22 protein-coding genes and 1 pseudogene are annotated in these 24,902 nt (G+C 59.6%); 12 read left to right on the forward strand and 11 right to left on the reverse strand.

From position 1 onward, the window contains the following. Positions 1–56 precede the first annotated feature (56 nt). Positions 57–602, reverse strand: coding sequence for an oligoribonuclease (gene orn / locus NH8B_RS11280; RefSeq protein ID WP_014087406.1), 546 nt, complete (start codon positions 600–602; stop codon positions 57–59). 74 nt (positions 603–676) lie between these two features. Here orn and NH8B_RS11285 point away from each other — a divergent pair, with 74 nt between their 5' ends. From NH8B_RS11285 to NH8B_RS11305, 5 genes are all read left to right on the forward strand, one after another. Then, the gene (locus tag NH8B_RS11285) at positions 677–1,924 is read left to right on the forward strand and encodes a M48 family metallopeptidase (RefSeq protein ID WP_014087407.1); all 1,248 of its coding nucleotides are present in this window, start codon (positions 677–679) and stop codon (positions 1,922–1,924) included. Beyond that, a complete protein-coding gene (locus NH8B_RS11290; protein WP_014087408.1) occupies positions 1,921–2,250 on the forward strand; it encodes a 4a-hydroxytetrahydrobiopterin dehydratase in 330 nt (109 codons plus the stop codon). The genes NH8B_RS11285 and NH8B_RS11290 overlap by 4 nt, the downstream gene beginning before the upstream one ends. Beyond that, the gene (gene rsgA / locus NH8B_RS11295) at positions 2,247–3,119 is read left to right on the forward strand and encodes a ribosome small subunit-dependent GTPase A (protein ID WP_014087409.1); all 873 of its coding nucleotides are present in this window, start codon (positions 2,247–2,249) and stop codon (positions 3,117–3,119) included. The genes NH8B_RS11290 and rsgA overlap by 4 nt, the downstream gene beginning before the upstream one ends. A 112-nt stretch (positions 3,120–3,231) precedes the next feature. After that, positions 3,232–3,969 (forward strand): beta-ketoacyl-ACP reductase, encoded by a 738-nt coding sequence (locus NH8B_RS11300; RefSeq protein ID WP_014087410.1) that lies wholly within the window; start codon positions 3,232–3,234, stop codon positions 3,967–3,969. Positions 3,970–4,095: 126 nt separating this feature from the next. Next, the gene (locus NH8B_RS11305; protein ID WP_014087411.1) at positions 4,096–4,605 is read left to right on the forward strand and encodes a GAF domain-containing protein; all 510 of its coding nucleotides are present in this window, start codon (positions 4,096–4,098) and stop codon (positions 4,603–4,605) included. Here NH8B_RS11305 and NH8B_RS11310 read toward each other — a convergent pair. Both NH8B_RS11310 and NH8B_RS11315 read right to left on the reverse strand, forming a co-directional pair. Continuing rightward, positions 4,589–5,644 carry a DNA-binding protein gene (locus NH8B_RS11310; RefSeq protein WP_014087412.1) on the reverse strand — a complete coding sequence of 352 codons (1,056 nt, stop codon included), beginning with the start codon at positions 5,642–5,644 and terminating at the stop codon, positions 4,589–4,591. The two genes, NH8B_RS11305 and NH8B_RS11310, sit on opposite strands and share 17 nt — an antisense overlap. A 96-nt stretch (positions 5,645–5,740) precedes the next feature. Then, entirely contained in the window at positions 5,741–6,922 is a 1,182-nt protein-coding gene (locus tag NH8B_RS11315; RefSeq protein WP_070098326.1) for a tyrosine-type recombinase/integrase, read from the reverse strand. A 249-nt stretch (positions 6,923–7,171) separates the two neighbouring features. On the opposite strand from NH8B_RS11315, the pseudogene NH8B_RS20275 reads away from it, so the two are divergent. The 3 genes and pseudogenes from NH8B_RS20275 (at position 7,172) to NH8B_RS11340 (ending at position 10,514) form a co-directional block, all read left to right on the forward strand. Continuing rightward, positions 7,172–8,321: pseudogene (locus NH8B_RS20275) on the forward strand (IS3 family transposase). Between the two features lie 127 nt (positions 8,322–8,448). Then, entirely contained in the window at positions 8,449–9,129 is a 681-nt protein-coding gene (locus tag NH8B_RS11335; RefSeq protein ID WP_014087417.1) for a heavy metal response regulator transcription factor, read from the forward strand. After that, complete coding sequence (locus NH8B_RS11340; protein ID WP_041702939.1) at positions 9,126–10,514, forward strand: heavy metal sensor histidine kinase; 1,389 nt, start codon at positions 9,126–9,128, stop codon at positions 10,512–10,514. Before NH8B_RS11335 ends, NH8B_RS11340 begins: the two co-directional genes overlap by 4 nt. A 60-nt stretch (positions 10,515–10,574) precedes the next feature. Here NH8B_RS11340 and NH8B_RS11345 read toward each other — a convergent pair whose 3' ends face one another. The 6 genes from NH8B_RS11345 to NH8B_RS11370 all read right to left on the reverse strand — a co-directional run bounded on the left by NH8B_RS11345 (position 10,575) and on the right by NH8B_RS11370 (position 16,459). After that, entirely contained in the window at positions 10,575–10,940 is a 366-nt protein-coding gene (locus NH8B_RS11345; protein WP_014087419.1) for a hypothetical protein, read from the reverse strand. Positions 10,941–10,942: 2 nt separating this feature from the next. Next, positions 10,943–11,509: a hypothetical protein gene (locus NH8B_RS11350; RefSeq protein WP_014087420.1), complete on the reverse strand. Its 567-nt coding sequence runs from the start codon at positions 11,507–11,509 to the stop codon at positions 10,943–10,945. Between the two features lie 107 nt (positions 11,510–11,616). Continuing rightward, on the reverse strand, positions 11,617–11,976 hold the full coding sequence (locus tag NH8B_RS11355; RefSeq protein WP_148282975.1) for a hypothetical protein: 360 nt from the start codon (positions 11,974–11,976) through the stop codon (positions 11,617–11,619). Positions 11,977–12,316: 340 nt separating this feature from the next. Further along, positions 12,317–13,786 (reverse strand): DHA2 family efflux MFS transporter permease subunit, encoded by a 1,470-nt coding sequence (locus NH8B_RS11360; protein WP_304412118.1) that lies wholly within the window; start codon positions 13,784–13,786, stop codon positions 12,317–12,319. An 81-nt stretch (positions 13,787–13,867) separates the two neighbouring features. Continuing rightward, positions 13,868–15,007, reverse strand: a complete 1,140-nt coding sequence (locus tag NH8B_RS11365) for an HlyD family secretion protein (protein WP_014087423.1) — start codon at positions 15,005–15,007, stop codon at positions 13,868–13,870. A 36-nt stretch (positions 15,008–15,043) separates the two neighbouring features. Next, positions 15,044–16,459, reverse strand: coding sequence for an efflux transporter outer membrane subunit (locus NH8B_RS11370; protein WP_014087424.1), 1,416 nt, complete (start codon positions 16,457–16,459; stop codon positions 15,044–15,046). Positions 16,460–16,567: 108 nt separating this feature from the next. Here NH8B_RS11370 and NH8B_RS11375 point away from each other — a divergent pair, with 108 nt between their 5' ends. After that, entirely contained in the window at positions 16,568–17,185 is a 618-nt protein-coding gene (locus NH8B_RS11375) for a TetR/AcrR family transcriptional regulator (RefSeq protein WP_014087425.1), read from the forward strand. Between the two features lie 46 nt (positions 17,186–17,231). On the opposite strand, the gene NH8B_RS11380 is transcribed toward NH8B_RS11375, so the two are convergent. Beyond that, positions 17,232–17,870: a TetR family transcriptional regulator gene (locus NH8B_RS11380; protein WP_014087426.1), complete on the reverse strand. Its 639-nt coding sequence runs from the start codon at positions 17,868–17,870 to the stop codon at positions 17,232–17,234. 373 nt (positions 17,871–18,243) lie between these two features. On the opposite strand from NH8B_RS11380, the gene NH8B_RS11385 reads away from it, so the two are divergent. From NH8B_RS11385 to adeC, 3 genes are read left to right on the forward strand one after another with little or no spacing between them, the layout of a single operon-like run. Further along, positions 18,244–19,428 (forward strand): efflux RND transporter periplasmic adaptor subunit, encoded by a 1,185-nt coding sequence (locus NH8B_RS11385; RefSeq protein ID WP_014087427.1) that lies wholly within the window; start codon positions 18,244–18,246, stop codon positions 19,426–19,428. A gap of 15 nt (positions 19,429–19,443) precedes the next feature. Continuing rightward, positions 19,444–22,653, forward strand: coding sequence for an efflux RND transporter permease subunit (locus tag NH8B_RS11390; RefSeq protein ID WP_014087428.1), 3,210 nt, complete (start codon positions 19,444–19,446; stop codon positions 22,651–22,653). Further along, complete coding sequence (gene adeC, locus NH8B_RS11395) at positions 22,646–24,112, forward strand: AdeC/AdeK/OprM family multidrug efflux complex outer membrane factor (RefSeq protein ID WP_014087429.1); 1,467 nt, start codon at positions 22,646–22,648, stop codon at positions 24,110–24,112. Before NH8B_RS11390 ends, adeC begins: the two co-directional genes overlap by 8 nt. Before the next feature lie 121 nt (positions 24,113–24,233). Here adeC and NH8B_RS11400 read toward each other — a convergent pair whose 3' ends face one another. Next, positions 24,234–24,854: a methyltransferase family protein gene (locus NH8B_RS11400; protein WP_014087430.1), complete on the reverse strand. Its 621-nt coding sequence runs from the start codon at positions 24,852–24,854 to the stop codon at positions 24,234–24,236. Positions 24,855–24,902: the final 48 nt, after the last annotated feature.

The following is a 24,902-nucleotide window of genomic DNA, read 5'->3' on the forward strand; positions in this document are numbered from 1 at the left end:
GTGGCACGGTGGGCGGCACCAGGCCGGCTGAGGGCAGCCGATTTATTCACAAGCCATCAGAGCTTGATGAAGTGCTCGCGGTAGTACTTCAATTCCTCGATCGATTCGAGGATGTCGGCCAAGGCCTGATGACGGCCTTTCTTCACCACGCCGCGCGCCACCTCGGGCTTCCAGCGCTTGCACAGTTCCTTCAGCGTCGACACGTCGAGGTTACGGTAATGGAAGAAGGCTTCGAGCCGCGGCATGCCGCGCGCCATGAAACGGCGATCCTGGCAAATCGAGTTGCCGCACATCGGCGAGGTCTTGGCCGGCACGTACTCCTGCAGGAACGCCAGCATCTGCTCCTCGGCATCGGCTTCGCTCAGGGTCGAGGCCTTGACCCGTTCGATCAGCCCCGAGCGAGCGTGGGTAGACTTGTTCCACTCGTCCATGCCATCCAGCACGCTGTCGGGCTGGTGAATCGCCAGCACCGGCGACTCGGCCAGCACGTTGAGCTGGCCATCGGTCACCACCACGGCAATTTCGATGATGCGGTCGCTATCCGGATTCAGGCCCGTCATTTCCATGTCGAGCCAGATGAGGTTGTTTTGATCTTGTGCCATACTGATCCATCTTTCTAAACGGTCGTATTTTCCGCCATTGCCGCACATCCGGCAAACGTCGCGCATTCTTTCCCATGACAAACGCCTTTACCTACGCCTTCCTGCTCGCCTTGGGGGGCTCCTTGCTACTCCGGCTGTGGCTGGCCCGTCGCCACACCCGCCACATCCTGCGCCACCGCCAGCAGTTGCCGGTGGGCTTTGCCGACAGCATTCCACTGGAAGCCCACCAGCGCGCCGCCGATTACACCGTCGCCAAGACCCGGCTCGGCATGCTCAACGCCACCGCCGATACCCTGCTGATCCTGGCTCTGACGCTGGGAGGCGGCCTGCAGGGGTTGTGGCAGCTTTCGGCCAACCTTGCCGGATCGGACCTGCTGCGCGGACTGATCCTGATTGGCGCGGTCAGCCTGGTTTCCGGTGCGGTCTCCTTGCCCTTCAGCCTGGCCCGCACCTTCGGCGTCGAGGCCCGCTTCGGCTTCAACTCGACAACGCCCAAACTGTTCTTCCTCGACCTGATCAAGAGCACCACACTGGGCATAATGATCGGCGCGCCATTACTGCTACTGGTCTTGTGGCTGATGTCGATCATGGGCAGCCTGTGGTGGCTGTGGGTGTGGCTGCTATGGAGCGTCTTCAGCGTACTCTTGGTTGCGGTCTACCCGACCCTGATCGCCCCGCTGTTCAACAAATTCCAACCGCTGCAGGATGCCACGTTGAGCCAGCGCATCGACGCCCTGCTCCAGCGTTGTGGCTTCAAGAGCCAAGGCATCTTCGTCATGGACGGTTCCACCCGCTCCAGCCATGGCAACGCCTACTTCACCGGCTTTGGTGCGAGCAAGCGCATCGTGTTCTTCGACACCCTGCTCAAACGCCTCGAACACGACGAGATCGAAGCGGTACTGGCCCACGAACTGGGGCACTTCCACAAGCGCCACGTCATCAAGCGCATCGCGCTCACCTTCGCGCTCTCCCTGGGCTTGCTGTTCATCCTGGGTCGGTTGATCGATGCCTCCTGGTTCTATCAGGGACTAGGGCTGACCAGCCAAAGCGACGCCTTGGCGTTGGTGCTGTTCTTCATGGTGATCCCTGCCTTCACCTTCCCGCTGACACCGCTCTCCAGCCTGCTGTCACGCCGCCACGAATATGAAGCCGACGATTTTGCCGCCGCGCAGGTTTCCGCCGAGGCGCTGGCGTCGGCCCTGGTCAAGCTGTATCGGGACAATGCCTCGACGCTCACCCCCGACCCGCTGCATTCGGCCTTTTACGACTCCCACCCGCCGGCGACACTGCGCATCGCCCATCTGAAAGGAGAGCACGCATGAACCTCACGGCAATGCATTGCCAGGCCCAGCATGGCAAGAGCCCGCTGGACGCCACCCGCCAGCAGCAACATCTCTCCGTCCTGCCCGGCTGGGAAATCCAGGGCATCGAGCTGGTCAAGACCTTCCGCTTCGGCAATTACTACGAAACCATGGCGTTCGTGAATGCCCTGGCCTGGATTGCCCACCAGGAAGACCATCACCCAGACCTGTCGGTCCACTACAACCGCGCCGTGGTGCACTTCAGCACCCACGACGCCAACGGCCTCACCCTCAACGACTTCATCTGCGCGGCAAAAACGGAAGCCCTGCTGAATAGGCCTGCATGAAACAAACCGGACAGATCATCCGCAGCTACGGCCGCCGCTTCATCGTCGAAACCGACGGCCGCTCCTACGATTGCACCACCCGCGGCAAACGCGTCAACTACGCCTGCGGTGACTTCGTCGACATCCTGATCCAGAATGACGAACAGGCCGTCATCGAAAACGCCCACGAAAGGCGCAGCCTGCTCTACCGCCAGGACGACTGGAAAACCAAGATGATTGCGGCCAACGTCACCCGCATTCTGTTCGTGACTGCCGCCGTTCCCACCCCAAGCGAAGAGTTCCTCAACCGGGGCCTGATCGCCGCCGAGGCCGCCGATATCGAACCCATCATCCTGGTCAACAAGTCGGACCTGCCGGAAACCGCCGCCTGGCTAAAAAAACTGGAGCTGTATCAGGCGCTGGGCTATCACGTCCTCAGTCTATCGGCCAAACAGAGCGTGGAAGAACTTCGCCCCCTGCTGGCCGGCCACACTTCGGTTTTTGTTGGACAGTCGGGCATGGGCAAGTCCACCCTGACCAACGCTTTGCTGCCGGACGCCCGTGCACGAATCGGTGATATTTCCACTGCTCTCGACTCCGGCCGACACACCACGACGCATGCCGCGCTCTATCATCTCGACTCGAACAGCCACTTGATCGACTCACCGGGATTGCAGGAATTCGGCCTGAAACATCTGCAAGCCACTGATCTCGTACATTATTTTCCCGAGATGCGCCCCCTCATCGGGCAGTGCCGCTTCCATAATTGTGCCCACCTGGCCGAACCGGACTGCGCCATCAAGGAAGCCGCCAAGAGCGGGAAAATAAGCCAGTATCGCATGGAATTGTTACAAAGACTGACAAGCGAACTGAACAAGATAACAGCATAAGTTATGCAATCCCGCTGATGATTTACAAAGCCAGACAATGCCCCTATTCTGTCGTGCAAAGAACCTCAAAACAGCGCACTTACAGCGCTTCTCACAGACAGGAGACGAGATAATGGCAAAGAGAATCGCTTTGGTTTCGGGCGGCATGGGCGGTATCGGGACCTCGATTTGCAAGGCTCTCGCCGCTGCCGGCCACACCGTGGTCACCACCTACAGCAAACCGGGCAAGGAACAAGCCTGGCTGGCTGACATGAAAGAAGCCGGCTACCAGGCCTACGCCTATCAATGCGACGTCACCGACACCGCCGCTTGCCAGGCCATGGTCGAGAAGATCACTCAGGACATCGGCCCGGTCGACATCCTGGTCAACAACGCCGGCATCACCCGCGATGCGACCTTCAAGCGCCTGACCAAGGACGACTGGAGCGCGGTCATCAGCACCAACCTGGATTCGGTGTTCAACATGACCAAACCAGTGATCGATGGCATGGTCGACCGCGGCTGGGGCCGCGTCGTCAACATTTCGTCGATCAACGGCCAGAAGGGCCAGTTCGGCCAGACCAACTACTCCGCAGCCAAGGCCGGCATGCATGGTTTCACCATGGCCCTGGCCCAGGAAGTGGCCAAGAAGGGCGTGACCGTCAACACCATCTCCCCGGGCTACATCGCCACCGAAATGGTGATGGCCGTGCCGGAAGACGTGCGCAACAAGATCATCGCCCAGATCCCGGTTGGCCGCCTTGGCAAGCCGGAAGAAATCGCCGGCCTGGTCAACTACCTGGCCTCCGACGCATCCGGCTTCATGACCGGCGCCAACCTGGCGATCAACGGCGGCCAGCACACCATGTAACCATCACCAGCATGGCGATGACGCCCGACCCGACCGCTTGTCACCCTACGAGACAGGCAGCCCGGTCGGGCTTTTTCATGGCACTATATCCGCCCGCAATTGCACCACCCGAAACGAAGATTCCAGATGGCCGAACAACTGATTATCGAAGGCGGCAGCAAAGCCGAGAAATACCAGACGCTGCTACCGCAAACCCGTGCCCTGCTTGACTACGAAACCGACCAGGTCGCGGCCCTGGCGAACCTGTGCGCCGCGCTCAAGATGACTTTCGACTGGCTGTGGGTCGGCTTCTACGTTGTCAAGAATAATGAACTGGTCCTGGCGCCGTTCCAGGGGCCGATCGCTTGTACACGCATCCCGCACGGCAAGGGCGTCTGCGGTGCGGCATGGAAGGAAAACCGTACGCTGGTTGTACCCGACGTCGATGCCTTCCCGGGTCACATCGCCTGCTCTTCCAGTTCCCGCTCCGAGATCGTTGTCCCGGTACGCCTGCCGGACGGCCAGGTCGCCGCCGTATTGGACGTCGATTCGGAACAGCTCAGCCAGTTTGACGATGTCGACGCCCACTTCCTCGAGAGTATCGTCGCCCCACTTGGCCGGCTCTTTACCGCCGCACCAGCTAACGCGGCACCCTGATCTCGAGCCACTGCCGCAAGGCTACAGCATCCATGTGCACGATCTCGGCCGACGCCGCGCCGAGGTCCTGTACCAACTGCTCCAGATACCCCTGCACCATCGATCGACGTTCGGCATCGGCACGCGTCACCACCGCTGACATTTCCAGCAACTGTTCATTGAGCCGGTTGCGGCTTTGCGATTCGCTGTCGAGCATGCGCTGGAGTTGCTCGCGCTGCTCCTCGAGCGTCTCGAGCCTTGCCGACAAGCGTCCGCATTCTCGTTCTCGCTCGGTCAGCCGCTCCTGCCACAGCGTCGTGGACCGGCCAAGCTCCTTGCGCATAGCGAGCACCTCGCCCTCCAGGCGCTCCTCAGTGGCTTTCATCTGCTGGCGCTCTTCTTCGATCTGCTCGTAGAGCCGCACGCGCAAGCCTTCCAAGCGCTCATACGCCAAGGCCTCGCGCCGGGCGCTTTCTTCCTTCTCCTGTTGCGCCTGGCGCTCGGCCTTCTCCCGGAACTCGGAGAATCGTCCCTCGCTCTCTTGCTGAATTTTCTCTACCTGAACCAGCGCCTTTTCTAACGCCTGGCCACGCTCTTGCAAGGCCCGCTCGAGCGACTCGCAGCGCGCTTGCTCCGACTTCAGCTGCCCCGCCAGCGCGGCCAGCTTGGCCGACTCCATGTCAAGCTCATGCCGGGCCGCCACCAAAGCCAGCTCCGCACTCTCCAGCGCCTGACGCAACTCGCCGCCGGCCTCTTTTTCGGCCGCCAGCTCTGCCTGCCACTCCTGGCGTACCGACTCCAGCCGACTGTCAGAGTCGTCACAAGCGCGTTGCCAGATTTGCTCGAAGGCTTCGGCCAACCCTGCCGGCCAGTCTGGCCGGCGCGCGGATACAGCCACGCGCGACAGGAACTCCTGGCGCCATTCCTTCAGCGTATTGTTGATCGTGGTGTTTGAGCCGGTGCCCAGGCGCGCCCGAACCTCAATCACCGTAGGCCAGACCCCCTCGCCGACCAACTCAAACGCCACCTGGCGAATGCGGGAATAAATATCCGCCCCCATCTAAACCCTCTCTTCTTATCGTATCGGCCAGCATCACCGCGCCGCCGAACATCAACACATGATTATAAGATCAATTCATTTTCATCCTGCGCTACGTCATTCATCCCCATCGCGTCGCAACAAATCGCGATCGAACGCCTCGACCTGCTCTTTCAAGCTGGAATGAATGTAGTAACGCTGGGTCGTGGCATGCGACTTGTGCCGCAAACGCTCTGCCGTTAAGTGGATCGGCACGCCGGCCCGTGCTGCATGCGACGCCAGCGAATGACGAATCCAGTGTGTCGAAGCTGCCTTCAGGGCTTCACCCCACTGCACATCGAGCGAGCGCGCCGCAGGCTCGGCCATTCGAAAGAACCACTTCAAGGCGCTATAGATCTGCAGCCCCTGGATCGCCCCGACGCCGTCCAATGCGGACACCAGCGGCACGCCTCCCTCTCCCCGCTGCGGGTAATCAGGCAAGCCGCGGAACCGCCGATACCGCACCATAGCGTCGATCGCCTGGCGGTCCAGCGGCACATCGACCACCCGCCCCCCTTTACCCATCACCCGCCACAGCCATAACCCCTGCGTTCGATGGATATGTCCCATGCGGGCGCCGGCCAACTCGCTCCGTCGTGCCGCGGTCCGGTACAGCCACTCCAAAAGGAAGCGCAAGCGTTCAACCCGAGCCCGGCGGGTCGCCGTCGATACCGGTAATGCATCGAGAAAATCAACCAGCCACCCCCACAAATCCGGCTCGATCCAGCGATTGATCGCCACCTGCCCCTCTTCGTCGAAACCTGCCGGCGCCACGGTCTCGCGGCCGCGCTGGTTTTTACCGAGCAAGCGGAAAGGGTTGACCGCCAGATAGGAGGCGTTGACCAGGTAGTCGAATAACGCCTGCAGAATGATTTTGGCTTGCCGACGGCTCGATTCCTTCAGCGGACCATTAATCAAGCGCCAATGCGCCGGCCATTCCGGATGGCGCATTGGCCCGGCCAGCCAATCGAAGTAACGATGCAAGTCTTCCACCCGCAAGCCTGAAACCGGTTTTTGCTGAAAACTGAACGACCACAAGGCCAGCCGATACGCCTCTTTCCTGTAGGCACGATGCGTATTGGGGTTATCTATTGTCGCAAGCCAGCATTCAATCGCCTCGAGGTCATTGGCCGCGTTGATCTGGCATGCCTGATCAAGTCGCAGCGAACGACTCCCCAACACGAAAGCAAGCCCCTCCTGCTGGAGTAGCGCCGCCACCTCACATGAGGTCGGCAACCCCTTCAATTCCCACCCGCTCATCCCGCCCCCCGATTTTGTTACTCCAGCATTATATAGCAACGATTATGTAAATAATCATTGCAGATTTTGATATAATAGTATTTATTACATGTTATACGTAATATACATTAAATTTTATGGCGGCCATGCCAAACAGCTCAGTACACAGGAGCGCTCGGAAGTAATTCCATCTCTATGCTTCCCCAAACGCATACCCCCGCTTTTCTAGACACCTCATGAGCCTCACACCTGGACCAAGAAGGAGGTGTCATGAGCAGGCAGCGTTTCCCCGAAGAGTTCAAGATTGAAGTCGTCAAGCAAGTCACTGAGCGCGGCTATCCCGTCGCCGAAGTAGCCAGCCGTCTCGGCGTATCTGCCCACAGCCTGTATCAATGGCTGAAATGCTACGACCCTAAGCGCGCCAAGCTTGCCGAATCAGCGGATCCGCAAGCCGAAATCCGCCGGCTGAAGGCAGAACTGAAACGGATGACCGAGGAGCGCGACATCCTAAAAAAGGCCGCCGCATACTTTGCCAAGCAGTCCGGGTAAGGTATGCCTTCATCCGGACCCACGAGCAGCAGTTCCCTATTTGACGTCTGTGTCGTGTCATGTCTGTGCGTCCCAGTGGCTACTACGCCCGGAAAGCTTCCCCGCATTCACCCCGGGTCCGCGAAGACCAACGCTTGCTGGGGCAAATCAAACAGGTCTGGCTAGCGAGTGGCGGTGTCCATGGGTACCGCAAGGTGTATGACGACCTACAGGCTCGGGGGGAGCGCTGCGGCAAACATCGTGTGGCAAGGCTAATGAAGCAGGTGGGTCTGCATTCGCAGACGGGCTACCACCGACGCCCTGGACATTACAGTGGCCACCCGGCGGTGGTTGCGCCGAACCACCTGCAGCGCCAGTTCACAGTGGGCGCGCCGAATAAAGCCTTGGTGACCGACATCACGTATATCCGCACGCATGAGGGATGGCTGTACCTGGCTGTGGTGCTCGACCTGTTCTCGCGACAGATCATTGGCTGGTCGATGCAATCACGAATCGATAGAGAGCTGGTGCTGAATGCATTGTTGATGGCGGTATGGCGACGTCAGCCAAAGCAGGAGGTGCTGGTGCATTCCGACCAGGGAGTCAGTTCAGTAGTTACGACTGGCAGGGCTTTCTGGAGGCCCATCGCTTGGTGCCCAGCATGAGTCGGCGCGGGAACTGCTACGATAATGCCGTGGCGGAAAGTTTCTTCCAGTTGCTGAAGCGGGAGCGCATCAAGCGAAAAACCTATCACGATCGGGAGGAAGCCCGTCGAGACATCTTCGATTACATCGAGATGTTCTACAACCCGAAGCGCCGGCATAGTTCCGCAAATGGGCTATCGCCGGTTGAGTTTGAGAAGCAATATTTCCAATGGCTCAAGAGTGTCTAGTGAAGCTGGGGCGATTCAGTGGCGAGGCCAAGTGATGACATGGATCAATATGCTTCACATCGGGATGACTACTCTTTTACGAGTAAGAGAGTTGCCATTCAAACCAACATTTGCGGAGAAGGGCCGAATGAAGATCCTCATCGTCGAAGACGAACCCAAGACAGGGAGCTATCTCAAGCAAGGGTTGGCCGAGTCTGGTTTTGTCACGGACCTCGAAAATGATGGCCATGGGGGGCTTCAGCAAGCATTGTCAGGAGGGTACGACCTCGTCGTGCTCGATGTCATGTTGCCAGGGTTGAATGGCTGGGAAGTTCTTCAGAAGCTACGCCAAGCGGGCTGTACTGTGCCAGTTTTATTCCTGACAGCCCGCGATCAGGTAGAGGATAGGGTGAAGGGGTTGGAGCTTGGAGCCGATGATTATCTCATCAAGCCATTTGCTTTTTCTGAACTCCTGGCGCGGGCGCGTACTTTGCTACGCAGGGCATCTGTCGCGCCACAGCCGCACACGCTGAGCATAGCCGATTTGGAGCTTGATCCGACTCGCAGGCGTGTTATGCGTGCGGGGCAAAGAATCGCGGTAACGGCCAAGGAATTCACTCTACTTGAACTGCTAATGCGTCGACAAGGTGAAGTATTGTCCCGCTCGCTTATCGCTTCCCAGGTATGGGACATGAATTTTAATGGCGACACGAACGTCATCGACGTGGCGGTCAAGAGGCTCCGCGCCAAGGTTGACGATGAATTTCCGGTAAAGCTGATTCACACCGTACGAGGCATGGGCTACGTACTAGATGCCTTGGCACCATGAAGCAGCCTGTTTCCCTGACGGCACGACTTAGTCTCCTGTTTGCCGCATCTTCTGCCGGTGTCCTTCTCGTTGCCGGCCTGCTTTTCGAGCATGCAGGCGCGAACCAGTTTCTGGAACGGGATGCCGTGGAGTTGTATGGGAAGATGGAGTTCATTCAAAATGAACTGCTACACATCACGTCCCCCTCATCCATTGAAACGCTTCCGTCCCGATTACACCAAATTGTGCTCGGACACCCCGGGATCGCCATCATAATAGCCGACCAAAATGGAAAGGCTCTATTCTCGACGGGACCCGGCAGAACTCTGGATTACCTATCGAAGTTAAACTGGGTAAATAAGCTCCAGCCCGTGACCGTACAATATGCAGACCGCACGTACCGCGTCATTGCAAGCCGCCTCAATCTTGGCACCATCCCCGCTCAGACAGCCACCGTTGAAATTGGATTGGATATCTCCAAAAATCAAAACTTCCTACGCAGCTTTAAAGAGTTCATTTGGTTTGGCATGGTGTTAGCCATGATGGCAATGGGGTGGTTGGGGTGGGTGGTGGTACGCAAGGGCCTCTCGCCACTTTATGTTTTGTCAGAGACGATGGAAAATGTCTCGGCACAGCGGCTTGGTACGACAATCCCCGCATTGGATTCCCCAAGAGAGTTGCAGGCCGTGATCAACTCCTTTAATACGATGTTATCCAAGCTTGATGATTCTTTTCAGCGCCTATCTAATTTTTCTTCAGATATAGCCCACGAATTGCGCAACCCCGTCCATGCGCTGATGATGCAAACTCAAGTAACTCTTAGTCGAGAGCGAGATATTACCGATTACCGCGATGCGCTTCAGTCCAATATGGAAGAGTTTGAGCGGCTCTCGCGGATGATATCGGATATGCTCTTTCTCGCCAAAGCCGATAACCAACAGTTGGTTCCAAAGCGTGAGGAAATAGTGCTTCACGATGAAATTGATCGTTTAATTGATTACTATTGCGTACTCGCTACTGATCGTGGGATTAACCTGAAAAAAAGTGGAACGGCGACATTGATTGCAGACAAGCTGATGCTCCAGCGTGCTCTTTCTAACTTACTCTCCAATGCTATTCGTTTCACTCCAGATGGCATGACGATCGAAATTTCTGTGGAAGAGAGTACAGAAGCGATTTGGATATCTGTCACCAACCCTGGTCCAGAGATTCCTGCCGAACATCTCTCCAATATATTCGAACGGCTTTACCGTGTTGACGCTGCTCGCCGAGAAGGTGGATCAGACAATATTGGACTGGGATTGGCTATTACTAAGTCAATTGTCACGATACACGGAGGTACAATCGACGCCTCTTCCTGTAATGGATTGACACGCTTCAACATGATTTTTCCAAATAGTATTTAAAAAATAACAAAGCCATCGGATGGAGATGCTACCATCCGAGGGCTTTCATTATGAAGCTAGTTACTTCCCTTGTAGTAAATCCATGATTGGAGGGAATGTCAGTGCCAGCCCAACGCCAAGCAACACGAAAGCAATGGCACTTACTTTTCCTACCGGCACATTCCGGCTGCCCCACACCTTATCGAGAGCAAACCAGGAGGCCAACCATATCGCGATTGCACAGGTCGTGACTCCCGATAATGGGCCCGTAGGGTTGTAGAAGTTGAAGAATGCAGCGATCCCTTTGAACGCATCTCCCAGGAGAGCAAAGATACCGAGCGCTGCGCAACCGATGCCTGCCGCCAGGATGGCTGCCGCACCAGGTCCAGTGGGAATCTCCTTTTCCAATGCGGACACGTTCTGCTTTCCCTCGATCATTCTATCCATGATTATTCTCCCTTCATCAGATGAATGGTTTCACCACCGCGTACCGGAGCATACTTGTTCAAGAAGGCACCGAAGGCTCCTGCTGCTCCAGACGCCAAGAAAGCGGCCACGGTGAAAATAAGGACAGCCTTACGCAGATCGCGGAGCTTGCTTAGGCTGGGGCCATACTTCGCGTAGACATACGCGACCATGGTCATGCTGATTGGCGCAATCCAGGCCACGTGTTCCTTCCATTCCATCCCCAGATCGTGCCACCCACTCGTTGTCGGATTGGAAATCAGGAGCCGCCGTGGATAGGCCAAAAGGTCAGTCACTCCGGAAGGGGGAATTGCGCGATACCATGGATAAACAACATAGGCTCCCGATAAGACAGTGAGCCACGACAGGGCAACCATCCCTATCAGATAGAATCGTAATAGCGCATTACTCTTCTGGTCTGACGTCATTGTAGGACCCAACGCAGACATCCGGTAAAACTCACCGATAGCACCACTAAATGCCAGCATGAATAGAGCACCAAATCCCATGCCATGAAGGACGGTTAATAAGTCACGTAAACTGATTTCCATGATGGTTCTCCTTTTGTCAGATTACGTTCTTATCCTAGGCCTCACTTTCTGTCAGAAAGCTAACGCATAAATTACAAACCTGTAATCTTGCCGTCAATCAATTGACTTTAATCAAGAACAAGGAGAGTTGTGATATGCGGCCAGATTACAGACGCCAAATTGATAGTGCTTCTCATTGAAATCCCTGTCATTTGGTGCAGCAGAGTGATGAAGATCATACCGCGCTGGCCTTGGGCAAAACCAAGGTCTGGGAGTTGTTTCGTGAATTGTTCGAAGACAAGCTTCGTTTCAGCACTGCCGACCGTGTCCAAGGGGATCACGATGTGGATTTTAAAAATAAAATGCGCCGTGTAAGGCAAGACGCTACTTAATTGAGGCTGCGCCGTCACATGGCTTATTGAGATACTGTATTCGAAGTGAGGATGGCATAGGCCAACTTGGTAACAGAATTCTGTTCCTTCTTGCAAAATCTACCTGGTTTTTCAGTACCATCAAAACTGACAGAATCCTTTGGATCATACCGGGGAGATTCATTCTCTTCGGAGCACTGGATGAGAACAGCCAGGTCAAATGGCCGGGCCAAAATGGTGCACAGGCCACTGGCGAGCACGCAATCGGAAGAAGAAATAGCGAGAAGAGATGGCGCAGGACGTGCCAGAAACGGCAGGGGCTTATACGGCAGGACGGGCGTTCCACCAGCGTCTTTTAGAATCTATCAATGCAAGAGCAAGAAAGGTCTTTTGCCTTGGGCACGCTCAAGACCTTTCTTGAACACGGGCGGCCTCCGCCGCCCACCAGACAACGTTACTAATGTACGTTGCTGGTATCCGCCACCTTGGTCGGACGCGGTGCCAGCCAGATCGCGCACGCCGCAATCACGAACGACAGCCCACTCAGCCAGAAAATCTGGTTGGTCGAGAGCATGATGCTTTGCGACTGCACCAACTGGTCGATCATGCCCCTGGCGGTTTCGACGCTCATGCCGCTCTGCGTCAGGCTCTGCAAAGTCTGCCCGGTCGAATCGATAAAGCCCGATAGTTCAGCCCGATTGTAGGAAGCTTTGTCTTCCCAGGAGGTCGTGACCAACGACGTCGCAAAAGCGCCGGATAACGTCCGCAAGAAACTCATCAGACCGGCGGCGGAAGCCATCTCCTCGGTTTCCACGCTGGCCATGGCCAGACCAGTGAGCGGGACAAAGAAGAAAGGCATGCCGAGCCCCTGGAACAACAAGGGCAAGGCCACCTGCCAGAAACCCATATCGGAGGTGCCGAAGCTACGGAACAGTGTCACACCGCCAAGCCACATCACACCGAAGAACACCAGCGGCCGCGGGTCCATCTTGGTCGACATCTGTGCCGCGATCGGCGCGGCGATCACCGCCAGGATGCCGCTCATGGCCGTGGCATAACCGGCCTGGGTGGCGGTGTAGCCCATATAGCTCTGCAGCCATTGCGGCGTCAGGACCGTGGCGCCAAAAAACGAGCCGAAGGCCAGCGAAATGGTCAGCACGCTGGCCCAGTAACCACGATGGCGGAACACGCGCAGATTGACGATGGGGTTGCTGGCCGTCATTTCCCAGATCATAAAGGCGGCAAACCCGATGACGGCGACGATCGCCAAGGCCACGATCTCGGGAGACGAGAACCAGTCCAGATTTTTCCCTTCGTCCAGCATCAACTGCAAGGCCGCCACCCAGGCAATGAGCAAGGCCAACCCGACGGCGTCGACGGGCAGCTTGATCAGCTTGCCCTCAAAACGCTTGAGCATCTGCCAGCCAAAGTAACTGCACGCAATCGCGAGCGGCGCATTGATGAAGAAGATCCACGACCACCCCACCTGGTCACAGAGATAGCCCCCCAGAATCGGCCCCATGATAGGTGCCACCAGCGTGGTCATGCTCCACAGACCAATGGCGGCACCGGCTTTGTCTTTCGGGAAAATCTGCTGCAGCAAGGTCTGGGACATCGGCATCAACGGACCGCCGGCCAAGCCCTGCAATACGCGGAACAACACCAGCAGCTCGATCGAGTTGGCAAAGCCGCACAGCACCGAAAACAGCCCGAACAGCAGCATCGAGACGACGAACAGGCGCACCGTGCCGAAGCGGGCGGCCAGCCAGCCCGTCAAAGGAACGATGATGGCCTCCGCCACGGCGTACGAGGTGATGACATAGGTACCCTGACTGGCTGACACGGCCAATCCGCCAGCAATATTGGGCACTGACACATTGGCGATAGTGGTGTCGAGCACCACCAGGAAGTTGGCGGCTGCCAGCATCAATGCAGCCAGCCACAGCGCCCCGCCTTCGAGCGGCTTGGTCTGTGCAGCAGCGACGTGAGCACTCATGACAAGACCCCTTTAGAGATTGCTGGCCGTATCGACGGTGGCAGTCATGGACAGACCGACCTGCAACGGGTGAACCTTCAGCTCGGCCGGATCGAGCTCGATGCGCAGCGGCAGGCGCTGCACCACCTTGATCCAGTTGCCGGTGGCGTTCTGAGCCGGAATCAGCGAGAACGCCGAGCCCGAACCGCCGGAGAAACCTGCCACCTTGCCGTGGTACACCACGTCGGAGCCGTAGATATCAGAATGCAACGTGACCGGTTGGCCGACCCGTACCTTCTCTAACTGCACCTCTTTGAAGTTGGCATCCACGTGCACCTGCTGCAGCGGAACCACCGACATCAACTGCGCACCGGACTGGATGCGCTGCCCCACTTGCACCTGGCGCTTGGCCACCACGCCGTCGATCGGGGCACGAATGACGGTGCGCTCCAGATCCACGCGTGCCTGATTACGCTTGGCGCGAGCCAGGGCGACCTCCGGGTTGGTATCGACGGTGGTGTTCGCGGTCAACGTCTGATTGGCCTTGAGCGAGCCCTGGGCCGCCAGCTTGTTGGCCTCCGCCTGAGCCAGCGCAGCCTTGGCTGCCTCCAGGGCAGATTTGGCGGTGTCGTAGGCCGTCTTGGCATGCGTCAGCTCTTCACCCGATACCGAGCCGGATTTCGCCAGCGCCTGACGACGCTCCAGGTCGATCTTGGCCCGCTCCAGATCACTTTGCGCGGAGCTCAACTGCGCCTTGGCGCGCAGCAGTTCGGCATCGCGAGCGCTGACCTGGGCCTGCAGGCCATCGTCGCTGGCCAAATAGCCTTTGACCTTACGCTCGGCCCGCGCCAGTTCGGCCTCGGTCTGCTCCAGGGCGAGACGGGCATCGGTGTCGTCCAGCTCGACCAGGACATCGCCCCGTTTTACCGCCTGGGTGTCCACCACCTTGACGGCGCGGACGTTGGCGCTGATGGACGGCGTCACCTGGGCGATTTCGGCGGCGACATAGGCGTTGTCGGTTGTGACGTGATGCGAGGCGACCAGCGTCCAGTAGGCACCATAGGCCGCAGCGGACAGCGCTACCGCACCGCCCAGAGCGAGGAACAGTTTCTTGCGCTTGGCCGCATTGTCGATTTGAGGAAGCGGCGCGGTGGCAGTCAACGTTTCAGACATGATGAATTCCTTGGATTATTGAATTGGTATCTGTTGTCATGCCGCGCGATAACCGCCACCAAGGGCGCGGATCAGAGCGACATCGAGACTCAAGCGGCGGGTCTGCAGATCGCTCAGCGAGCGGCGGCTGGCGACTACACTGTCTTCGGCAGTCAATACGTCCAGGTAGGTGGCCAGGCCACCCTGGTAGCGGTTACGAGCGATGCGCAAGGCATCCTCGGCTGCCGCCAGCGACTCCTGCTGTGCCGACAGCCGGCCATCGAGTGCCGCCTGGCTGCTCAAGGCATCGGCGACATCCTGCAATGCGCGATTGAGGGTCTGGTCGTAATTGGCGACGGCTTCGTCGTACTGGGCCCGGGTGACGCGGTACTGGCCTTGCAGCTGACCACCCCGGAAGATGGGCAAGCTGATGGCCGGGCCGAAACCGGCAATACCGGAGCCGGCCTTGGTCAACAAGCCCAGCCCCAAGGATTGCGCCCCAACATAAGCCGACAGGTTGATATTCGGGTAGAACTCGGCCCGCGATTGATCGATCCGTTTGGCCGCCGCCTCGGCACGCAGCCGCGCGGCGGCGAGGTCCGGGCGGCGCCCGAGCAGATCGGCGTGGAGTTGCGCGGGAACAGTGATGTTCTGTGCCAAGTTGATTGCCGGCCGCTGGATGCGATCACCCCGCTCCGGCTCGGCCCCCATCAGGGCGGCCAGTTGATGACCCTGCAAGGTTATGGATTCCTCGATGGCCAGCAGCTCGGCCTTGGCCGAGGCCGAGCGGGAGTCCGCCTGGCGCACGGCGCCCAGCGTTTCCAGCCCTTGCTGCTGCCGCTCCTTCATTAGCTGTGCGCTTTGGGTGCGGATATCAAGGGCCTGCTGTGCCGCATCCCGTTGCGCGTACAAGTGCGCCAGTTCGGCATACGCGGAGGCAATGGCGGTCGACAAGGTCAGGCGCGCCTGCGCCGCATCGGCTTCGGCCGCCGCCAGCTCGTTGGTGGCCGCAGCCAAGGCCGAGCGGTTTTTGCCCCAGAAATCGATTTCGTAGCTCAGGTCGAGCGTGGCCCGGACAGAGTTGTTGAGCCCCTGTGGCACAAACGCGGCCGGAACACCGTTGTTGTAGCTCTGCTTCATACGACTCAGCGAAGCATTCACCCCCACCGAAGGCAGTGTGGCGGCACCAGCCTGCTGTGCCGCGCCGATGGCCTTGCGCACCCGCGCATCGGCTGCAGCCAGATCGGGGGCATTGCGAAGCGCCTCGTCGATCAGCTGATTCAACTGGGCATCACCGTAGTGCTGCCACCAGCTGGCGTCGAGTTGGACCTGCCCCGCATTTGGGCTGACGCCCAGGGATTTGGGTTGTGGCAACGGGCCAAGATCCGGCACGCTGGCGCAGGCGGCCAAGGCGAGCACGATGGCCAGGGGAATGGCACGTCGCAGCAAACCCGTAGGTGATGAAGCGCTCATGTCGGTGATTTCCTTGTAAACTGTACTGTACGGTTCAGTTTATAACTTGACAGATTTCCCCTCGTCAAGCAAAACTGAACTCATTGGTTCAATTTAAGGCGTCATGTTGTGAGAGTGAAAAGCGAGGCAAAGCGGCAAGGCATCATCGATGCGGCCGCCGAGATATTCATGGAGCAGGGCTTCACCGCCACCTCCATGTCGGAAATCGCCAATCGGGCGGGCGGTTCCAAGGCCACCCTGTACAGCTACTTTCCGTCCAAGGAAGAGCTGTTTTGCGAGGTCATGCGGGACTTGTGTACCGCGCGGGTACAGCCGGTCTTTACCGTGCTGGAGACTGGGGAACAGTTGGCCGAGACGCTGGAGACGTTCGCGATCGGCTTTCTGCGGGAGATTCTTAGCCCCGACCTGCTGGCGATTCGCCGCATGATGCTGACAGAGGCCGGACGATCCAATATCGGGCAACTGTTTTACAACGAGGGGCCCAAGGTTGGCCGAACCAGAATCGCCCATTACCTGGAGCAACAGATGCAATTGGGGCTCCTGAAGCAGGCCGACCCATGGCGTGCCGCCCTGCATTTGCTGGCTCTGCTGACATCCGAGCTGGCCGATGAGTGCTTGTGGGGCGTCAGGGAAAAACCGACCGACCAGGAAATCGCCGAGCATGTGCGCTCCGCGCTGACGGTATTTTTTGCCGCTTACGGCACTCAACCCATCTCTCGGGAGTGACGCCACCGGAGGTTGATGCCCGGTTCAGGCACGCCGGGTCGTTACTTCAGGGACGGCGCATCGCAGGACAGGATTTGAGCATTTCACAGTAGCCATCCAGCAGGTTTGCGGCCTCGCCTTCCAGGTCGAAGCTCTCGGGGCTGAATAGCCAGTTGCCCATCAAACCACTGACCAAGGCATGCAGCATAATGTCGGCGCGAGCGATGTTGAGCCCGGCCGGCAACTGGCCCAGCTCAACCGCCCGCTGCAGGATACGGCGGATACGGTCGGTACACTCTACGAGGCACTCTTGTTGGCGCTGCAGCACCGGCCCCATGTCGTCGGTGAGTTCGCACTTGTGATAGAGCACATCGAACACGCGCCGGCGCTGTTCGTTGCGCACCAGGCTTTGCAGAATGCTCAGACAAGCAGCACGCAATTCACCAAGGGGATCAGGATGTTGCGGATTGTCCACCACGTCAGCGAACAGGGTTTCGATCGGCAGGCTCACCCGGTCGACCATCGCCGTGAACACGTCCACCTTGTTTTTGAAGTGCCAATAGATCGCACCGCGTGTCAGCCCGGCGGCGGTGGCGATATCTGCCAGAGAGGTACAGGCCACCCCCTGCTCGGCGAAGACCCTCTCGGCCGTGTCGAGAATCAGGCTGCGTGTTTCCAGCGACTCTTCTTTAGTTTTGCGGGCCATCAAGCCTCTCCCGAACTGGCAAGGCGTTCATAGCGCCCCACACGTCATAGACATACATTCATGAATGTATATATACTATCAGCCAGCTTGGTAATTTCCCAGCACCCCGTGTAATCCACTTTATTAGTGTGGTTTTAATAGCCTGGTGATGTGTCTTATGGCTGCTGCCATCGCCCTAAGGCAGAGCGGCCTCCCCGCCGCTGCACCCGCATGGTTGACGCGCCGTCCAGATGTAAGGATCACCAGAAAATCGCATAATTAGGATATTTGCATTTCCAGACGAGAAGCAGGCCGGCTGTCTCCCATAGCCCGTCTCTCTCGGGTCTTCGACTTAGCCATACCCAATCACCCACTTGAGTATCGGGAGCGTTCCATGCGCATCAATAAAAACTCCTCATTGCGTCTGGTCACAGCCGCAACCCTTGCGGCGGTAGCCGTCCTGACCGGCTGCGGCGAGAAGCAGCAGACGCCGCCCCCCGGCGCGGGTCAACCACAGGAAGTCGGCGTCGTCACCGTCAAGCAGGAAAGCCTGGCTCTGTCGACCGAGCTTCCGGGCCGACTGAATCCTTATCGAGTATCCGAAGTACGCGCACGTGCAGCCGGCATTGTGCTGAAACAGGTTTTCCACGAAGGCAGCGACGTCAAGCAGGGTGAATTGCTGTTCCGTATCGACCCGGCCCCCCTCCAGGCAAGCCTGCTGAGCGCCGAGGCGTCGCTGGCCAAATCGGAAGCGACGCTGGCCCAGGCCAAATTGCAAGAGGGCCGCTACAAGGAGCTGGTGGCGGTCAATGCAGTCAGCAAGCAGGATTACGACAACGCGGTCGCGGCCGTGAAACAGGGGCTGGCCGACGTGGCCGCCGGCAAGGCGGCGGTGCAGACCGCCAAGCTCAATCTGGGCTATACCTCGGTGACATCCCCGATCCCCGGCCGCATCGGCAAGGCCCAGGTAACGGAAGGCGCGCTGGTAGGCCAGAACGAGCCCACCCTGCTCGCCACCGTGCAGCAACTCGATCCTATCTACCTCGACTTCACCCAGTCGAGTTCCGACATGTTGCGCCTGCGCCGCGCTTTTGACAGCGGCAAATTGGAGAGCGTGGCACCGGGCCAGGCCAAAGTCCGCCTGGTCCTGGACGACGGTACGGAATACCCCCTGACCGGCAAGTTGCTGTTCTCGGATGTGACGGTGGATCAGAGTACCGGCATGGTCACGCTACGCGCCGAATTCCCGAACCCGAAGCATGAGCTGTTGCCTGGGATGTACGCCCGCGCTCGCCTGGCACAGGCGGTCGACAAGGCGGCATTGACCATTCCGCAACAAGCGCTGCAGCGCGGCCAGGGCGGCAGCGCCTCGGTGATGCTGGTCGGTGCCGACAACAAGGTGCTGGCGCAACCCGTGAAAGCCGAAACGGCGGTCGGCGACAAGTGGGTGGTCACCGAAGGCCTGAAAGCCGGCGACAAGGTCATCGTGCAGGGCCTGCAGAAAATCCGCCCCGGCGCCCCGGTGAAACCGGTTGCGGCGACCTCTTCCGCCCCCGCCTCGGCCGTCCAAGGTCAATAACGGAGACCGCTCAACATGCCTAAGTTTTTTATCGATCGCCCGGTCTTCGCCTGGGTGATCGCCCTGTTGATCTTGCTGATTGGGGGGCTGTCGGTGGTCAAGCTGCCGGTGGCACAGTACCCCAGCATCGCGCCGCCATCGGTATCGGTGAGTGCCACCTACGCCGGCGCCTCGGCGGAAACGCTGCAAAACTCCGTCACGACGGTGATCGAGCAGCAGATGAACGGCATCGACGGCCTGCTGTACATGTCGTCCAACAGCCAGTCGTCCGGCCAGGCCACCATCACGCTTTACTTCCAGCCCGGCACCAACCCGGACATCGCCCAGGTCCAGGTGCAGAACAAGCTGCAACTGGCCATGCCGCGTCTGCCGACCGAGGTACAGCAGCAGGGGGTGAAGGTTGCCAAGGCGACCCGTAATTACCTGATGTTCGTCACGCTGTCGTCGACGGATGGCAGCGTGGATGCGGTAGGACTCGGCAACTACATCTCGTCCAGCCTGCTCGACCAGCTGAGCCGGGTGACCGGCGTCGGCGAGGCCAATCTGTTCGGCTCGGAGTACGCGATGCGCGTATGGGTGAGCCCGGACAAGCTCAACAGCTTCAAGATGACCACCTCCGACATCATCGCCGCCATCAAGGCACAGAACGTGCAGGTGTCGGCCGGTGAGCTGGGCGGTCTGCCTGCCATCAAGGGCCAGCAGCTGAACGCCACGATTCGGGCGCAAAGCCGTTTGTCGACCCCCGAGCAGTTCGGCAACATCCTGCTGCGCGTCAACAAGGATGGCTCGCGTGTGCTGCTGCGCGATGTCGCTCGCATCGAGCTCGGTGCGCAAACCTTCACCACCAAGGCTTACGTCGACGGCAAGCCGGCGGCGGCAGTCGGCATCAAGCTGGCGCCTTCGGCCAACGCCCTGGCCACGGCACAAGCAGTACGTGACAAGGTCAAGGCATTGTCCCCGTACTTCCCTGCGGGGGTGAAGGCCGACGTGCCGTACGACACCTCGAAATTCGTCAAGATTTCGATCGAAGAGGTGGTGAAGACGCTGATCGAAGCCGTGGCGCTGGTCTTCCTGGTGATGTACCTGTTCCTGCAGAACTTCCGTGCCACGCTGATTCCGACCATCGTGGTGCCGGTCGCGCTGGCCGGTACGCTCGGTGCGATGGCGGCGTTCGGCTTCTCGATCAACGTGCTGATCATGTTCGGCATGGTGCTGGCGATCGGCATGCTGGTGGATGACGCCATCGTCGTGGTGGAAAACGTCGAGCGCATCATGAGCGAGGAAGGCCTGCCGCCGCGCAAGGCGACGCGCAAGGCGATGGAGCAGATCACCAACGCGCTGATCGGCATCTCGCTGGTACTGACCGCGGTGTTCATCCCGATGGCGTTCTTCGGCGGTTCGGTGGGGGCCATTTACCGGCAGTTCTCGCTGTCGCTGGTGGCGTCGATGGTGTTCTCGGTGCTGTTGGCACTGACTCTGACCCCGGCCCTGTGCGCAACCCTGCTGAAACCGGTCGACGCCGGCCATCACCACGCCAAGAGCGGCTTCTTCGGCTGGTTCAACCGCAGCTTTGCGGCCAGCACCAACAAGTACCAGGGGGCGGTCGCCAAGATCATCCACAAGACCGGCCGCTACATGCTGCTCTACTTCGTCATCATCGGCGTGGTGGCGCTGCTGTTCGCGCGTCTGCCGTCGTCGTTCCTGCCGGAAGAAGACCAGGGCTACTCGATCACCATGGTTCAGTTGCCGACCGGAGCTACCGCGGAGAACACCCGCGGCATCCTGGAGAAGGTGGAGCAGTATTACCTGAAGCAACCGGAAACCGCGCACTCCATCGCGGTGGCCGGCTTCGGCTTCAACGGCAACGGCCAGAACCTCGGTCTGGTGTTCACTCCGCTCAAGGACTGGGACGAGCGTAAGGCCAGCGAGCACCACGTGCAGGGCGTGATCGGACGGGCCTTCGGCTTCTTCTCGCAGATCAAGGACTCGATCATCTACCCGCTCAACCCGCCGCCGATTCCGGAACTGGGCAACGCCACCGGTTTCGACTTCATGCTGCAGGACCGTAACGGCCAGGGCCACGACAAGCTGATGGAAGCGCGCAACATGGTGCTCGGCATGGCGGCCAAGGACCCGCGCCTGGCGGGCGTACGTCCGCAGGGCATGGAAGATGCGCCGCAGTTCCAGGTCACCATCGATCAGGAAAAGGCCAGCTCGCTGGGCCTGTCGCTGGCGGACATCAACAACACCCTGAGCACCAACTTCGGTTCGTCCTACGTCAACGATTTCACCAACGGCACCCGTGTACAGCAGGTGATCGTGCAGGCCGATGCACCGTACCGGATGCAGCCGCAGGACATCGAGAAGCTGTTCGTGCGTAACGCGTCCGGGACCATGGTGCCGTTCTCGGCCTTCGCCAGCGCCAAGTGGAGCTACGGCTCGCCGCGCCTGGAGCGCTACAACGGCGTGCCCTCGATGGAAATCGTCGGCACCGCGGCGCCGGGCAAGAGCTCTGGTGAGGCGATGCAGGCGGTCGAGGAAATCGTCGCCAAGCTGCCCGCGGGCTTCGGTATCGAATGGACCGGCCAGTCTTATGAAGAGCGCTTGTCTGGCTCGCAAGCGCCGGCCCTGTTCGCCATCTCGCTGGTGGTGGTGTTCTTGTGCCTTGCCGCGCTGTACGAAAGCTGGTCGATCCCGTTCTCGGTCATGCTGGTGGTACCGCTTGGCGTGTTTGGCGCGCTGCTGGCTGCGCACCTGCGCGGCCTGCCCAACGACGTCTTCTTCAAGGTGGGCTTGCTGACCACGATCGGCCTGTCGACCAAGAACGCGATTCTGATCATCGAATTCGCCAAGGACTTGCAGGCTCAGGGCAAGAACGTGATCGAAGCGACCCTGGAAGCGGTGCACCTGCGGCTGCGCCCGATCCTGATGACCTCGATGGCCTTCGTGCTGGGCGTGCTGCCGCTGGCGATCAGCAATGGCGCGGGCTCGGCGAGTCAGCACGCCATCGGTACCGGCGTGATCGGCGGCATGCTGTCGGCCACGTTCCTCGCCATCTTCTTCGTGCCGGTGTTCTTCGTAGTCGTACGCAGCCGCTTCAAGGGCAGCGAGCGTCAGCGCAAGTTCTACACGCACCATATGGAAGACGAGGACGCGGCGGTTGCGACGGTGCCGGTGACGGTTGAAACGCGTAACGCGGACCAGGAAGGAAAACACCATGACTAAATACACCTTGCCCGCCCTGCTCGCCGCCACGCTGCTCGCTGGCTGCTCTTTGGCCCCGACCTACCAGCGCCCGGCGGCGCCGGTGGCCGGGCAATGGCCGAACGGACCGGCCTACGGCGGCGATACCGCCACCCAGGCGACCAAAGGCAATGCCGCGGACATCGGCTGGCGCGAGTTCTTCGCCGATGCACGGCTGCAAAAGTTGATCGAGCTGGCCCTCGCCAACAACCGCGACCTGCGGGTGGCGATGCTGAATGTCGAAAAGACGCGCGCGCAGTACCAGATTCAGCGCGCCGACCTGTTCCCGGCGATCGACGCCACCGGCAGCGGCACGCGCCAGCGTCTGCCGGCCGACCTGTCGAGCAGCGGACGCGCCGGCGTGAGCGGCAAGTACAGCGCCTCCGTCGGCTTCACCGCGTACGAGCTTGATCTGTTCGGGCGCGTGCAGAGCCTGAAGAACGAGGCGCTGGAGCAGTACTTCGCCAGCGGCGAGGCGCAGAAATCGGCGCAAATCTCGCTGGTATCGGAAGTGGCGCGCCAGTACCTGACGCTGCGTGCGCTGGACGAGCAGCAGAAGGTGGTCACCGACACGCTTACCGCCCAGCAGAGCTCGTATGACCTGACCAAGAAGCGCTTCGACGTCGGCACCGTCACCGCCCTCGACCTGAGCACCGCCGACAGCCAGGTGCAAACCGCCAAGAGCAATCTGGCGAGCCTGATGCAGCAACGCGCCCAGGCCGAGAATGCCCTGGTGCTGCTGGTGGGGCAGCCGTTGCCGGCCGACCTGCCGCAAGGCAATGCGTTCGATGCCCAGGGCCTGCTGGCGGATCTGCCGGCCGGCCTGCCGTCCGACTTGCTGGAACGGCGCCCGGACATCGCCCAGGCCGAGCACCAGCTGAAGGCGGCGAATGCCGATATCGGCGCGGCGCGCGCGGCATTCTTCCCGAGCATCTCGCTCACCGGCAGCTACGGCACCGCGAGCAGCGAGCTCAGCAATCTGTTCAAGGGGGGGCAGCTCGCCTGGAGCTTCATTCCGCAGATCAACCTGCCCATCTTCGACTGGGGGAAGAACGCGGCCGGGCTGGACGTCTCCACCACCAGCAAGAAGATCGCGGTGGCGCAGTACGAGAAGTCGGTGCAATCGGCGTTCCGCGAAGTGTCCGACGCGCTGACCGCGCGGGCCATGCTGGAGCAGCAGATCGCGGCGCAAGAGGCGCTGGTGAAGTCGGAAACCCAACGCTACCAGCTGGCTGAGCTGCGCTATCGCAATGGTGTGGACAGTGCGCTGACGCTGCTCGATGCCCAGCGCTCGCTCTACAGCGCACAGCAAGGCCTGATCCAGGCCCGGCTCGCGCGGCTGACCAACCAGGTGACTCTGTACAAGGCGCTGGGCGGCGGCTGGCTCGAACACTCGACCGCCACGGGAGAAGCACCACCCAAGGCGGATGCCGCCTCCTAGTGAGGAGTATCCCGTCCGCCGACAGGCGGTTCAAGCAAAACGCCATGAGCCTCTCTCATGGCGTTTTTTTGTCGGCTCGCACCCGATCGCAGAACGTACAACGTTGGCCGAAGCCTATCTTCTAGTACACGAAGGGGATCAGGCGGTAGCGTACCGTCTGCATATAGTCCCGATACGCCGGGTCGAGCGCCAGATGGCGCTCCTCACGAACAATGCGGGTAAACAGCAACGCCAGCAACAGGGCATAGATCAGCACATTGGCCAGGGACGTGTTTTGCAGCACATAGCCGGCAAAAACCAGAAAGTAGCTGGCATAGATCGGATGACGCACGATTCGGTACATCCAGGCCGTCTTGAGCTCCCGCTTTGCCGCGACGATGGCGAAACTACGATTCAACGACAGCAAGCCGACGATCTGCAATACCGTCCCGACCAACACCAACACGCTCGCCGCTGGCATGACCCCCCACAGCACAGGCCGAAACAGCATCGGCAGAAAACTGCCGGCCACGCCGATCAGCCAGTCAGCTGGAGCGAGGGAGATGGTCTTGGGGCTGCTGCGCACGAAAAAAAGAACCGCCGTCAGCGTTTCTGACAAGACCACCGCCATCAGAGCTACGTCATGGGTCTGCTGAAACCGGGTCAGATGGGCGTAAGAAAACAACCACCAGACCAGTGAAAAAGCCGCCCCGACATACAGATTGAAGCGTTTTGAATACAGCAGGCCCGTCAACGTGTCCATGACCAACCCCTTCCGTTCGTCAAACAAGCTCTGGCGGGAGAACCGTAT

Source organism: Pseudogulbenkiania sp. NH8B (genome assembly GCF_000283535.1).
GTDB classification, from domain to species: Bacteria; Pseudomonadota; Gammaproteobacteria; order Burkholderiales; family Chromobacteriaceae; genus Pseudogulbenkiania; species Pseudogulbenkiania ferrooxidans.

Coding starts and splice junctions, on each gene's coding strand:
- orn (WP_014087406.1), bottom strand. CDS start 602: ATGGCACAAGATCAAAACAACCTCATCTGGCTCGACATGGAAATGACG.
- NH8B_RS11285 (WP_014087407.1), top strand. CDS start 677: ATGACAAACGCCTTTACCTACGCCTTCCTGCTCGCCTTGGGGGGCTCC.
- NH8B_RS11290 (WP_014087408.1), top strand. CDS start 1,921: ATGAACCTCACGGCAATGCATTGCCAGGCCCAGCATGGCAAGAGCCCG.
- rsgA (WP_014087409.1), top strand. CDS start 2,247: ATGAAACAAACCGGACAGATCATCCGCAGCTACGGCCGCCGCTTCATC.
- NH8B_RS11300 (WP_014087410.1), top strand. CDS start 3,232: ATGGCAAAGAGAATCGCTTTGGTTTCGGGCGGCATGGGCGGTATCGGG.
- NH8B_RS11305 (WP_014087411.1), top strand. CDS start 4,096: ATGGCCGAACAACTGATTATCGAAGGCGGCAGCAAAGCCGAGAAATAC.
- NH8B_RS11310 (WP_014087412.1), bottom strand. CDS start 5,644: ATGGGGGCGGATATTTATTCCCGCATTCGCCAGGTGGCGTTTGAGTTG.
- NH8B_RS11315 (WP_070098326.1), bottom strand. CDS start 6,922: ATGAGCGGGTGGGAATTGAAGGGGTTGCCGACCTCATGTGAGGTGGCG.
- NH8B_RS11335 (WP_014087417.1), top strand. CDS start 8,449: ATGAAGATCCTCATCGTCGAAGACGAACCCAAGACAGGGAGCTATCTC.
- NH8B_RS11340 (WP_041702939.1), top strand. CDS start 9,126: ATGAAGCAGCCTGTTTCCCTGACGGCACGACTTAGTCTCCTGTTTGCC.
- NH8B_RS11345 (WP_014087419.1), bottom strand. CDS start 10,940: ATGGATAGAATGATCGAGGGAAAGCAGAACGTGTCCGCATTGGAAAAG.
- NH8B_RS11350 (WP_014087420.1), bottom strand. CDS start 11,509: ATGGAAATCAGTTTACGTGACTTATTAACCGTCCTTCATGGCATGGGA.
- NH8B_RS11360 (WP_304412118.1), bottom strand. CDS start 13,786: ATGCTGGCAGCCGCCAACTTCCTGGTGGTGCTCGACACCACTATCGCC.
- NH8B_RS11365 (WP_014087423.1), bottom strand. CDS start 15,007: ATGTCTGAAACGTTGACTGCCACCGCGCCGCTTCCTCAAATCGACAAT.
- NH8B_RS11370 (WP_014087424.1), bottom strand. CDS start 16,459: ATGAGCGCTTCATCACCTACGGGTTTGCTGCGACGTGCCATTCCCCTG.
- NH8B_RS11380 (WP_014087426.1), bottom strand. CDS start 17,870: ATGGCCCGCAAAACTAAAGAAGAGTCGCTGGAAACACGCAGCCTGATT.
- NH8B_RS11385 (WP_014087427.1), top strand. CDS start 18,244: ATGCGCATCAATAAAAACTCCTCATTGCGTCTGGTCACAGCCGCAACC.
- NH8B_RS11390 (WP_014087428.1), top strand. CDS start 19,444: ATGCCTAAGTTTTTTATCGATCGCCCGGTCTTCGCCTGGGTGATCGCC.
- adeC (WP_014087429.1), top strand. CDS start 22,646: ATGACTAAATACACCTTGCCCGCCCTGCTCGCCGCCACGCTGCTCGCT.
- NH8B_RS11400 (WP_014087430.1), bottom strand. CDS start 24,854: ATGGACACGTTGACGGGCCTGCTGTATTCAAAACGCTTCAATCTGTAT.